Below are 11,430 nucleotides of genomic sequence, written 5' to 3'. Positions count from 1 at the left end.
TCGGTGAAGGTCAGCATGTCGAGCGGACTGCGCGGCGTGGATACGCCGCCGGCTCCCACGATCTTGATCTGCGTTGCGCCCTGCAGGAACTGCTCGCGCACGCGTAAGCGCACCTCGTCCGCCGAATCGGCGATCGCATTCGCGCCAGCCCTCTCCTGCTCACTGACCTGGCCCGTGGTACGNGGGATGGCGGTGAGCGGGCGAAAATCGCCATGACCGCCGGTAGTCGTGATCAGCGCGCCGCACGGATAAATGCGTGGGCCAGAAATCATCCCCGCGTCGATAGCCTGCTTCAGCGCGAATGCCGGNCCGCCCAGGTCGCGTATCGTCGTGAAGCCGCGCAGCAGCGTACGCTGAGCTTCCGCACTCGCAGCAAGATAGACCAGGCCCAGGTCGGCCTGCAAGATCGTCTGGATCGGCAGTGAGGCGAGCATGGCATGCCAATGCATCTCGATCAACCCGGGCATGATCACCTTGCCGCCGCAATCGATTGTGCGGTTCGTGCTGGCAGCCGGTGGCTGGCCTTGCCCGAGCTGTGAGATGCGGCTTGCTTCGACGACGAGATACATCCCATCGCGCAGGCCGGCAGACTTGCCGTCGAACAGTCGGAAATTTGTAAACGTGACGGGCTGCGGCGCACTGGCGGCGGGACTCGCGCCCTGCGCCCGCACGAATTCCGGGAGCACGGTACTCAGCATGGTCGCCCCCATGCCGATCAGAAATCCTCGCCGCGCGAGGTCGGCGCCGATGCGGCGATTCGCATACTGGGCAAGCGCCTTGTTACAGAAGCAGGAATACGTTTGGCTTGTTCTGTTGACACCACGGTACTTGCCGGAAGCCATGTCTGCCCCCATTTGAGTTGAACAGCATGCACGGAAGCCCTGCTTGCGGTCTTTGAACAACCCCGGACCGTAACGACATTCGTGTAGAAGTGTGGCAAATTTTCCACGCGCGTGCGTGCAAAGCGTCAATGAGGGATTGCATTCCCATGTCACGCTCGCCAGCCTACGTGGCCTGTCGGGCGGAGGTCAATCACGGAGAGGGAATTTCACCATGGGTGTTCTCAGCCCCGAAGGCAGTCTGGAGTCCTTCGAGCCAGCGACTGCCGTTCTGACCGTCTCCGCACCGGAAGCACTGGTACAGGGTGCACTTGCCGACATGCGCATTGCGCAGGGCGGCGTCCATCACGCATGGGAGCATCTTCGTTCCGGCGCGCTGAAAGTCGTGCTGTACGATATTCACCATCCAGGCAGGTACGAGATGCTCCTTCAGTACCCGCACCGGACGTTGATGGCGCCCCGGGTTCGAGTGACAGCTGACTACCTGCTCGAGGTCTTCGAGCACGACAGCTCCCTGCATGTGCCGCTTGCCGGACTCCGCACGTTCGCGACCTGAGAATTTCTGAGCTGGCGAAAGAACTGCCGCGGGACCCTCACCTCGTCTCTCGCAACGTGTTCGGGCGGCACGGGTCTTGCAGCGCCCTCGCCTGTTACCTGCGCCCCGATCTGTCGCGACGCCTCGAAGGCTTCACGAGTTTAAGCTTCCCCCGAAAATCGACTCTCAATGCAAGTCTTATCAGGTGAGTAGACCCGGGGAGGCGCCCCGAGTCTCTCGCAGAACCGGACGTGAGTCTCCCACTCATTCGGCTCCCGTTATCCAACCGTTACCCGACGACACGCCAGTGGACAAACAACCGAGGGTGTGCCTGTTCGGCTCGAGGCCGAATTGGGACGGGACCAATTTTACCTGGGGCGGCTGCGAAATACTGATGGCCCCCTACGTGCCGATACATTGGCCCGATCGGCTTGGGGTGGTCGAACTCGTCATTGCGCCGCACATCAGCTGACGAGGTCCTAACGGCCAGAGGTGAGAACCACCCGCTAGTTAAGTGGCTCAGTGCGGTCGAAATCTTTAGCTGAGGCGGGGTCAGTGGCTCACCGCCGCAGCATCTGATATCCGTTTCGCATCGCGATGACTTCTACGACTCGCTTCTGGCTGAGCTCTACCGGACTGGGGGGCAACGAACAGCGTGGAAGTCGATTGGGGAAAGGACGAACCGATTGCTGTCGAAAAATCGTCCGGTAACGACTTGCTAGCGCTACTTGCAACGGCCGACATTGGGTAACGATTATGCAAGGCCCACACGAGGGAAAGTGGCATATCACATAGACGACGTCACAACGGACGATGCTCTGCTCGATGTCATCGCGAAGCCGTTAGTTAGATTGCAGGTTCACGAGGCCACCCACGCAGTTGCAAAAGGCGCGAAAACATACTCCTTTCAATCCCCGGTACTCTGATGGCTGTCCTCTCCCGAATCGAGTACATGAGAATAGCCGCACGCGGGAGATGCGTTGAGCTCACAGCCGTTTTCCCGGCTGCCGCCTTACTTCATTGCACCCTGTTCCTGCCCTGAACTTGCCACGTTCGCTCCACGCCGTGCTCCGCCGAGCCATGCCGCAAGCAAAGCGACAAAAACGAACACGGTGGCTAGATTAATAAACAGCATCGACACCGGTAGGTGCATCGCGAGCAATACGCCGCCCAGCATGGAACCAGCCACAGACCCGAGCTTGCCGATGCCAATCGCAGAACCTACGCCGGTCGATCGCAACGCCGTCGGATAGACCATGCCCGACATGGCATAGAGCGCGAACTGACTCCCAATCACACACACGCCGCTCGCGAACACGGCTGCGAAGAGCCAGGCAGTCGCCATCGGCATGCCTAGCGACGCGGTAATCGGGCAACCAGCCACTGCGAGCAGAAGCAGCACGCGAATGCCGTAGCGATCTACGAAGCGGCTCAACGCGAGAGCGCCCACCGTCCCGCCCACCGGAAACATCATCGCGGCCTGGGCGGCGCGCGCGGGGGCGAGCGTACCCATGCCAAAGAGGATAGGTAGCCAGTTCTGCAAGAAGTGCAGTGCGAGCGAATTGAGGATGAAAAGCCCCCAAAGTAGCGGCGTAACTGACGCAAGACCGTTCTGAAACAGTGCGCTTGGCCGGCTGCGCGTGTTCGTTTCGTCATCGACGACATAGCGCGCGCCTTCGTCCGCGTCTGTCGCGCCGAGACGCCATGCAATCTGGCGAATCCTGTTCGAATCGTGGCCGTTCACAATCAGGAACCGGATTGATTCCGGTAGCAGCACAATCGAGGCAAGTGCCACGATCACGGCGGCCGCTCCGCCCACCGTGAACAGCACGGACCAGCCATAGCGAGGTAACAGCCACGAGGCGACCGCCCCACCACCGCCCGCGCCAATCGAAAAGCCCGAAAACATTAACGTGACCCACGTGGCGCGACGAGCTTTCGGCGCGTACTCGGAAACGAGTGCGACCGTGTTGGGCACCACGCCTCCCATTCCAATGCCAGCAAAAAAGCGCAGGAGAGTCAGCTGTTCGACGGAACTTGCGTAGCTGCAAAGAAATGTGAGCGTACCGAACCAAACCGAGCCGTAGATGATGGTCGGGCGCCTGCCGAAGCGGTCGCCGCTGAAGCCCAGCAACAACGACCCGACGAGCACACCGAGCAGCCCCACGCCGAATACGCGACCGAAGCCGGCCGCGTCCGTCTGCCACGCGTGAATCAGCGCCGGCGCAGCAAAAGCCACCGCCACCTGGTCGTAACCGTCAATCAGCACGATCGCAAAACACCAGACGATGAGCAACAACGCAAAGCCGCCGAGTTTCTGCCGTTCAATCAGCTCCGAGACATTGACAGTGCTCATCACGAGCCCCTGCTCGGGTCGAGCGAAAGTGAACTCGAAGGTGGGTCTCGGCGCATGTTGGGTCTCCTGTCTTCTGGTTATCATCGGGTAGTGCTGCTACGCGGACTACGCGACACGAAAGCTAGCCACCTGCCGCTCCAGTTCGCGCGACTGCTGGTCGAGCGCCTGCGCGGCGGCGCTCGCCTCCTCGACGAGTGCAGCGTTTTGCTGCGTGATTGCGTCCATCAGATTGACTGCGGCATCGATTTGCTCGATGCCGACACGCTGCTCCTCGGCAGAAGATACGATGCCGCCCATCATGTTCGCGAAGCGCCGCGCGGCATCCAGAATGTTTTCGATTGACTGTTCGGCGTCGGCGACCATCATCGAGCCATCTGACGCCGCAAGCACTGCATCACTCACTAGTTCACCGATTTGCTTGGCCGCCGTCGCCGCATGTTGAGCGAGGGAGCGCACCTCGGCAGCAACCACAGCGAAGCCGCGCCCGTGCACGCCCGCACGCGCCGCTTCGACCGCCGCATTCAGCGCGAGGATATTGGTCTGAAAGGCAATGCCTTCGATGATGCCTGTGATGTCCGCAATCTTGCGTGCACTCGATTCGATACGCTCCATCGTGCCACTCACCCGCGCGATCGCCCCACTGCTGACGTTCGCCGCTGCCGCTGCTTCGTCGGCAATTGAGTGCGCCTCCTGAGCACGTGTTGCATTCTGGCGCACCGTTTCGGTCAATTCGGTCATGCTCGCCGCAGTTTCCTCGAGCGAGGCCGCCTGCTCCTCGGTGCGCGACGACAGATCGAGCGTACCTGCCGCGATTTCGGAGGTCGCAGTGCCAATCGACCGGCTGCTCAGTCTCACGGCCGTCACCGTCTGCGCGAGTTGCACCTGCATGTTGCGCAGCCCGTCGAGCACGCGACCCATTTCGTCTGCGCGGTGGCTCGCGAACGTACGTTGCAGGTCACCCGCCGCAATCGCTTCAAAATGCGTCAGCGCATCGTTGAGTGGCACCATGATTGCGCGGCGCAACGCGACCCAGCTGATTGCCGAAGCCGCAATGCCGAGCGCGATCACTGCCACCGACACTGCGAAGAACAGATGAAAGTAGTGCTCCGCGTCTTCGTAGTTGCGCTTCGCGTTTGCGTAGAGTGTGTGCTTCAACGCGTCATTTGCACCGGTCATTGCGTTGAAGAGCGGGCTCAGTTGCACCGTGCCGATACGTTGAGCAGCTTCGCGGTCGCCCGCCCTCAGCGCGTCGATGAACGCGTGCATCGCCTCGCGCATCGGCACGCGCCGCTGGCTCGCCGCTTCGATCAGTTGCACTTCGTTCGGCTCGTGCGGCTCCTCAACGAACGCACGCCATTCTTCATCCGACTGTGTGAAGAAGTCGCTCGCGTGCCCAATCTGCTCCTGTGCACGCGCACCGTCAGGCTGCGCCATCGCGCCGCCAAGCACGAGGCGCGTACGGCCGATCAACAGTTCGGCATTGCCGATGTGCATCGCTGCCGTAAGCTTGTTTTCGTAAGTGTCCTGATTCGCTCGATTCGCGCGCCACGCGCCCGCAAGCCCGAGCGCGCCAATGCCCATCATCAGCACCGCGAGCAGGCCAATGGTGAACGCGAGCCGCGCCTGAAGCGAGATAGCCTTCGCACGCGGGACAGCGCGCTGCATGGATGCGTCGTCAGCAGAATCGAAACTATCGGCGGCGAGATGGGGTGTCATGGCGAGACTCGGAGTCGTGGTCTAAGCAGAAAGCCATCGCGGTGGCTACAGCCACGGGGAGCGCTCGAGGTGCGCAGCTTCGAAGGCGCGAATCGCGTCGGCAAATTCGAGCGTCGCCCCGGTTTCGTCGAGTCCTTCGAGCAGCAGCGTCTTGAGCGCTGGCGCAATCTCAAAGGTCAACTGCTCGCCCCCTGGCGTCAACACCGTTTGCTCGTTCAGATCGACGCGCAGCCGATAGCCAGGCGTCGCCTCCACCTCGTTCATCAACTGGTTGATAGCCGCCGTCTCGAGTCGCACCGGCAAGATGCCGTTCTTGCAGCAGTTGTTGAAGAAGATATCCGCGAAGCTTTCGGCCACGAGCACACGAAAGCCATACTGATGCAAGGCCCAAGGGGCATGCTCACGCGAGCTTCCACAGCCAAAGTTGCGCCGCGTGAGCAGCACCGAAGCACCCTCGTATCGCGGCATGTTCAGCACGAAGTCCGGACGCGGCGTGCGTTCTTCATCAGATTTGCCGTAGTAACCTGGATCGCGGTAGCGCCATTCGTCGAACAGATACGGACCGAAGCCCGTGCGCGCAATCGACTTCATGAATTGCTTCGGCACGATCGCATCGGTGTCAACGTTGTCGCGATCAATTGGCACCACGAGCCCCGTGTGGCAGACGAGCGGCTCCATCATTGACCTCCTGTAACGCTAGCGATTTTTCTTACATCGACGAAATGGCCCGCAAGCGCGGCGGCGGCCGCCATCGCCGGACTCACGAGATGCGATCGTCCGCCAGCGCCCTGCCGTCCTTCGAAATTGCGATTCGATGTCGAGGCCACGCGCTCACTCGGTTCGAGCCGATCAGCATTCATCGCAAGGCACATTGAACAGCCCGGTTCACGCCATTCGAACCCGGCGTCGAGGAACACCTCATGGAGTCCCAGCGCTTCCGCCTCACGCTTCACCTGTTGCGAACCTGGCACAGCGAGCGCGAGCCGAACATTCGACGCAACGCGTCCACCCACCGAACGCAGCACGTCAGCGGCAGCGCGCAGGTCTTCGAGACGCCCGTTCGTACACGAGCCAATGAACACCTTGTCGATGGCAATCGCCTCGATCGGCATAGATGCGCGCAAGTCCATATACTCAAGCGCGCGCTGCCAGGATGCGCGGCGCCCCGCGTCATCTATCGCCGTAGGATCAGGCACACAGCCTTCGATGCCTGTAACCATTTCAGGCGATGTGCCCCACGTGACTTGCGGCGAGAGAGTGGAAACGTCGAGGGTGCGCTCCAAGTCGAAGGGCGCGTCATCGTCTGAACGCAGCGCTCGCCAGACGGACACCGAGCGTTCCCACGCTTCGCCGCGCGGCGCTTGCTCTCGTGTCCGGCAATAGTCTAGCGTGACGTCGTCCACGGCAATCAGACCGGCGCGTGCGCCGGCTTCGATCGACATATTGCAAAGCGTCATGCGCCCCTCCATCGACAATGCGCGTACCACAGGCCCCGCAAATTCAATAGCGTATCCGGTCGCCCCTGCGGTACCGAGCGCACCGACCACCGCGAGCGCGACGTCTTTCGCTGAACAACCCGCCGGCAATACGCCGTTCACCGTTACGCGCATCGTGTGACTGCGTCGCGTGATGAGCGTTTGCGTGGCTAGAACGTGCTCAATCTCGGAAGTCCCAATGCCGAACGCCAGCGCACCGAGCGCGCCGTGAGTGCTGGTATGTGAATCGCCGCAGACGATCGTCATACCCGGCAGCGTGATTCCGCGCTCAGGCGCAACGACGTGTACGATGCCTTGACGCGTATCCTCCATGCCATAGTGCAAGATGCCGTTGCGCTCGCAGTTCTCGCTCAGCGCATCCACCTGAATACGCGAAATCGAATCCGCAATGCCGAGATTGCGCGCCGTCGTTGGAACATTGTGGTCAGCTACTGCGATATTCGCACGCGGACGCCACACAGATCGCAGCTCGTGTCGCAAGGACTCAAACGCCTGTGGGCTCGTCACTTCGTTCAGCAAATGACGGTCGATGTAGAGCAGCGTCGTACCATCTGCGTCCTCACGAACGGTGTGCGCGTCGAAGATCTTGTCGTAGAGGGTTTGCTTTACGGGCATGGCATGTGCGATTTTATAAGTAATCCGAATTACTTCGAACCGTTTACTTCCAATTCGATGCGAGTGCCGCGCCCGACGCATTTCCGATGGGCAGGCGCGGCAACAATGTACGTTACGAGTCGTGCAGCAATGAACGCTGCATCTGTTCGACAGGCCCGTCCGCGACAGGCGCTGGTTTCTCACTGAACCGCGCACGATAGAGCAACGCGAGGACTGTCGAGAATACGGCCGCAATCAGGAACAGCAGTGAGGCCGCATAAAAGAGCTTCGTGATGGGCAGGTGCATCGACAGCAACACGCCACCGATAACAGGCCCGGATACAGAGCCGATCTTGCCCACCGATATTGCACTTCCCACGCCCGCCGAGCGGAACGACGTCGGATAGATCATGCCCGCCACCGCATACAGCCCGTATTGCGCGCCAACCACGCAAAAACCCGTCGCGAACACTGCCAGCATCAGCCAGGCTTCGGACGAACCGTGTCCCAGCAGCGCCACAACAGGGAAGCCAATGATCGGCAGTGAGATGATGGCGAGCACACCGTGCTTGTCGACGAAGCGGCACAGAATCAGGCCGCCGATGACGCCGCCTACCGAGAACATCATCGTGATGAGCCCTGCACCACGCGGGTCGATACCCATCCCTTCAATCAGAATCGGCAACCAGTTCTGGAGGAAGTAAAGGGCCATCGAATTCGCAATGAACACGATCCAGAGCAGCGGCGTGATGGCGGCAAGCCCGTCCGAGAAAATCAGCTTGAGCACGAAGCGCTGCTTCTCGCGTACTTCCCCCGCGATGAACTGAGCGTCGGCGGGAATATTGAGTTCGGGACGCAGGCGCGTCATCAGGCGATGCAGCATCTGCAGATTGCGCTGGCGAATCACGAGCAGCTTCGCAGATTCTGGCAGCGTGAAAATCAGCAGAACCGCCACGATCAACGAGCCACCACCGCCCACGGCGAACATCACAGGCCAGCCGAAGCGATGAATGAGCGCGGAGGACACCAGCCCACCCGAGCCCGCGCCGATCGAGAATCCCGAGAACATCAGCGTGACCCACGTCGCACGCAGGCGCTTGGGCGCGTATTCCGCAACAAGCGCGACCGAATTTGGCACCACGCCGCCCATGCCGATTCCGGCGAGAAAGCGCAGCAGCATGAGTTCTTGCAGCGAGGTCGCCCACACGGACGCGTAGGTCAGCAAACCGAAAAAAACGCTGCCAATGATAATCGCCTTCTTGCGACCGAGCCGATCGCCGAGATAGCCGAAGATAAACGAGCCGATCAGCGTGCCGAACAGGCCCGCGCCGAATACAGGGCCAAATCCGCCACGTGCGACGTGCCAATCCTTGATAATGGCCGGCGCTGCGAACGACACAGCCGTTTGATCGTAGCCGTCCATCAGCATGATCAGGAAACACCAGAACAGCAGCCCGACGGCAAAGCGCCCCGTCTTTTGCTCTTCTACTAGTGTCGCGATGTTGAAAGTCCGGTCTGCTTGCATGTATGTCCCATTTACCGCACGTGGACGAACGCGCCGCATGGCGCGCCCGCTCGCGCTGTTGCCCCTCACTATTCCTCATGGCGGCGCCACGGCCGGAGCCACAATATAAGTGGCCGCCCCGTGTGGCTCAATCAAAAAATCGCGATGAAGAGATCGAAATATGTGAACAATCCGTCTTGCGCTCGCTGTATTACGTTCTCATTTCATCGCACGATGACTCTCCGCTTCTTCAGAACATGTGATTGATACCGACGCGTGCGACCGTCTGGCTGCCCGTCGTTGAGGGCTGATAGCCGAACTGCGCGGCGCGCGCGCCCGGACCCGAAGCGCGTTGCACGCCAACGCCGGCGTAAACTTGCGTACTCTTCGAGAGGTAATCGGTCGCGAAGAGGTTGTACTGGTTGATCACAAGACCCTGAAACAATGAGTGGTCCCATGAAAGGCCGAGAACATATGCCCTATTGCCGGCCAGGTTGGTGTTCACACCAACTTGATAGTTGTTTAACGTCGCCGAGCCTTCGCTGTTCTCGAGTTTCACGCTTGAATACGTCACGTGCGGCGTAAACCAGCCAATCGACAGCGACCCGCCTGCGGCGAGAGTGCTGTAGCGGCTCGCGTTGAACATCGTGCCCTGTTTCAATGACTGGCCGAGGAGTGACGGCAGGCTGAAGGTGCCAAAGATATCCGCTGTGCGGTTGTGAGACATCGTGTACGCGACGCCGACCATCACCGGCCCGCTCGCGTACTGGGCGCCGAAGCTGTACTGGCGCCCCGAGCTGAAATTTCCCGCCTGGTTGCCGAACGCGTTCATCACGCCAGCCTGGAAGCCGTGGAAGTTGATCGTCTCGTACTTCACGGCGTTGTTCAGCGCGTGGGTATTTGCGAGGCCGTCCAGGTTGCCGGGCGTGTAGAACGAGGAGATACCCGGGACCGAGTTGTTCATGCGGCCCACATACTGATAGATATAGTCGTTGATGTTGCCCAGGCTCAGCGAACCCCACCGATCGTTCGAGAGCCCGACATACGCATCGCGATTGAAGAAGCTGGTCGGGTTGATCTGCGCACCCGTGTTGGTCACAAAGCCGGACTCGAGCCGCGCAAACGCCTTATTGCCGCCGCCCAGATCCTCATTGATCAACAGGCCCCAACGATCCGGGGTTCGCTTGCCGGAAGACATCTGAAATAGCTGCTTGCCCTGCGAGTTCGACACAAAATCGACGCCAACGTCGACGCTGCCATACAGGGTCACAGACGACTGCGCCAACGCCGGGCCAGCCAGAATCGCGGCGCAACCGCCGACGAGCAAACGAGTTTTCAACGAATGTCTCCAATGTTTTTATCGTTCGTCGGCCGCTCATTGGCGCCGACGCCGTGCATCGCGCAGTCCGTTCGGGCCGTTCCTCAACGTCCCAGTCTTTGATGCCGGACAAAGTTTAACGACTTCAATTCGTGTTTTGAATCGCGAATTGTTTATCAACCAATAGAACATTTCGAATACTCATCCAGGGTATTTACCCATGGGTTCCAAAAGTCCTCATAACGTATCCGGAATAATTAATCGCCGTGCTACCATCCGCGATACTCAGAACCAGTTACCGTTTAAACGGAGAGCACGAATGCATTTCAGCGCAGTACCGCCCCGTCGTATGATCGTGGGCATCAGCGGCGCTTCCGGCGTTGTCTACGGTGTCAGGCTGCTACAGTTGCTCAGGCAGCTCGACATCGAGTCGCATCTAGTGATGAGCCGCTCCGCTCAGGTCACGCTCGCACACGAATCGCCATACAGCGTCGCTGACGTCCGTGCACTCGCAACCGTTACCTATCCGAACACGGACATCGGTGCGGCCATTTCAAGTGGATCGTTCCCCGTTATGGGCATGATCGTGGCACCTTGTTCGATCCGCACGCTCTCGGAAATTGCCACAGGTGTGACCAGCGGCCTGCTCTCGCGCGCAGCGGACGTCACTCTCAAGGAGCGCCGTCGCCTGGTGCTAATGGTGCGCGAAACCCCGCTACACCTCGGCCACTTGCGCAGCATGACCAGCGTGACCGAAGCCGGTGCAATCGTCTACCCGCCGGTGCCGGCATTCTACGCGAACCCGGAGTCGCTCGACGAGATGGTGGATCACACGTTGGGCCGCGTGCTCGACCTCTTCGGCATCGAGAGTTCGGTCGTGCATCGCTGGGGCATGTGAGATTTATCCAAGCATTAACAAAATATACTGATAGGACGTTCGAATTCTTTTGCTTCTTTGGCGGTTGACGTTCATTTAAAGTGGTTCCGTTTTAAAACAGAACCCTATTTAAAAGATTTATCGATGGATTGATAAATCTTCTCGATAAGAGAAACGTCATTACCGAAGAGGTTG

Annotated in this window: 8 protein-coding genes and 1 pseudogene; 2 read left to right on the top strand and 7 right to left on the bottom strand. The window is 60.0% G+C overall.

The genetic code is table 11. From position 1 onward, the window contains the following. A pseudogene (locus A3CW_RS54725) lies at positions 1-434 on the bottom strand (amidohydrolase family protein); the annotation flags it as partial. Between the two features lie 619 nt (positions 435-1,053). Between A3CW_RS54725 and A3CW_RS0141630 the strand changes: the two are divergent. Continuing rightward, on the top strand, positions 1,054-1,395 hold the full coding sequence (locus A3CW_RS0141630) for a type 2 periplasmic-binding domain-containing protein (protein WP_028208802.1): 342 nt from the start codon (positions 1,054-1,056) through the stop codon (positions 1,393-1,395). Between the two features lie 991 nt (positions 1,396-2,386). On the opposite strand, the gene A3CW_RS49460 is transcribed toward A3CW_RS0141630, so the two are convergent. From A3CW_RS49460 to A3CW_RS0141600, 6 genes are all read right to left on the bottom strand, one after another. After that, positions 2,387-3,730 carry an MFS transporter gene (locus tag A3CW_RS49460; protein ID WP_035515552.1) on the bottom strand — a complete coding sequence of 448 codons (1,344 nt, stop codon included), beginning with the start codon at positions 3,728-3,730 and terminating at the stop codon, positions 2,387-2,389. A 105-nt stretch (positions 3,731-3,835) separates the two neighbouring features. Beyond that, positions 3,836-5,446: a methyl-accepting chemotaxis protein gene (locus A3CW_RS0141620; protein ID WP_028208801.1), complete on the bottom strand. Its 1,611-nt coding sequence runs from the start codon at positions 5,444-5,446 to the stop codon at positions 3,836-3,838. A gap of 45 nt (positions 5,447-5,491) precedes the next feature. Then, positions 5,492-6,124, bottom strand: coding sequence for a 3-isopropylmalate dehydratase small subunit (leuD, locus tag A3CW_RS0141615; RefSeq protein ID WP_028208800.1), 633 nt, complete (start codon positions 6,122-6,124; stop codon positions 5,492-5,494). Beyond that, positions 6,124-7,557, bottom strand: a complete 1,434-nt coding sequence (gene leuC, locus A3CW_RS0141610; protein ID WP_028208799.1) for a 3-isopropylmalate dehydratase large subunit — start codon at positions 7,555-7,557, stop codon at positions 6,124-6,126. Before leuC ends, leuD begins: the two co-directional genes overlap by 1 nt. A gap of 112 nt (positions 7,558-7,669) precedes the next feature. Continuing rightward, positions 7,670-9,061, bottom strand: a complete 1,392-nt coding sequence (locus A3CW_RS0141605; RefSeq protein WP_028208798.1) for an MFS transporter — start codon at positions 9,059-9,061, stop codon at positions 7,670-7,672. Positions 9,062-9,290: 229 nt separating this feature from the next. Continuing rightward, positions 9,291-10,379 carry a porin gene (locus A3CW_RS0141600; RefSeq protein ID WP_028208797.1) on the bottom strand — a complete coding sequence of 363 codons (1,089 nt, stop codon included), beginning with the start codon at positions 10,377-10,379 and terminating at the stop codon, positions 9,291-9,293. A gap of 298 nt (positions 10,380-10,677) precedes the next feature. On the opposite strand from A3CW_RS0141600, the gene A3CW_RS0141595 reads away from it, so the two are divergent. Further along, positions 10,678-11,256, top strand: a complete 579-nt coding sequence (locus A3CW_RS0141595) for a UbiX family flavin prenyltransferase (RefSeq protein ID WP_028208796.1) — start codon at positions 10,678-10,680, stop codon at positions 11,254-11,256. Positions 11,257-11,430 lie beyond the last annotated feature (174 nt).

Source organism: Paraburkholderia nodosa DSM 21604 (assembly GCF_000519185.1).
In the GTDB taxonomy this organism is placed as follows: domain Bacteria; phylum Pseudomonadota; class Gammaproteobacteria; order Burkholderiales; family Burkholderiaceae; genus Paraburkholderia; species Paraburkholderia nodosa.
The sequence above is the reverse complement of the archived record's forward strand: the minus strand, read 5'-3'. Positions and strand labels throughout refer to the sequence as shown.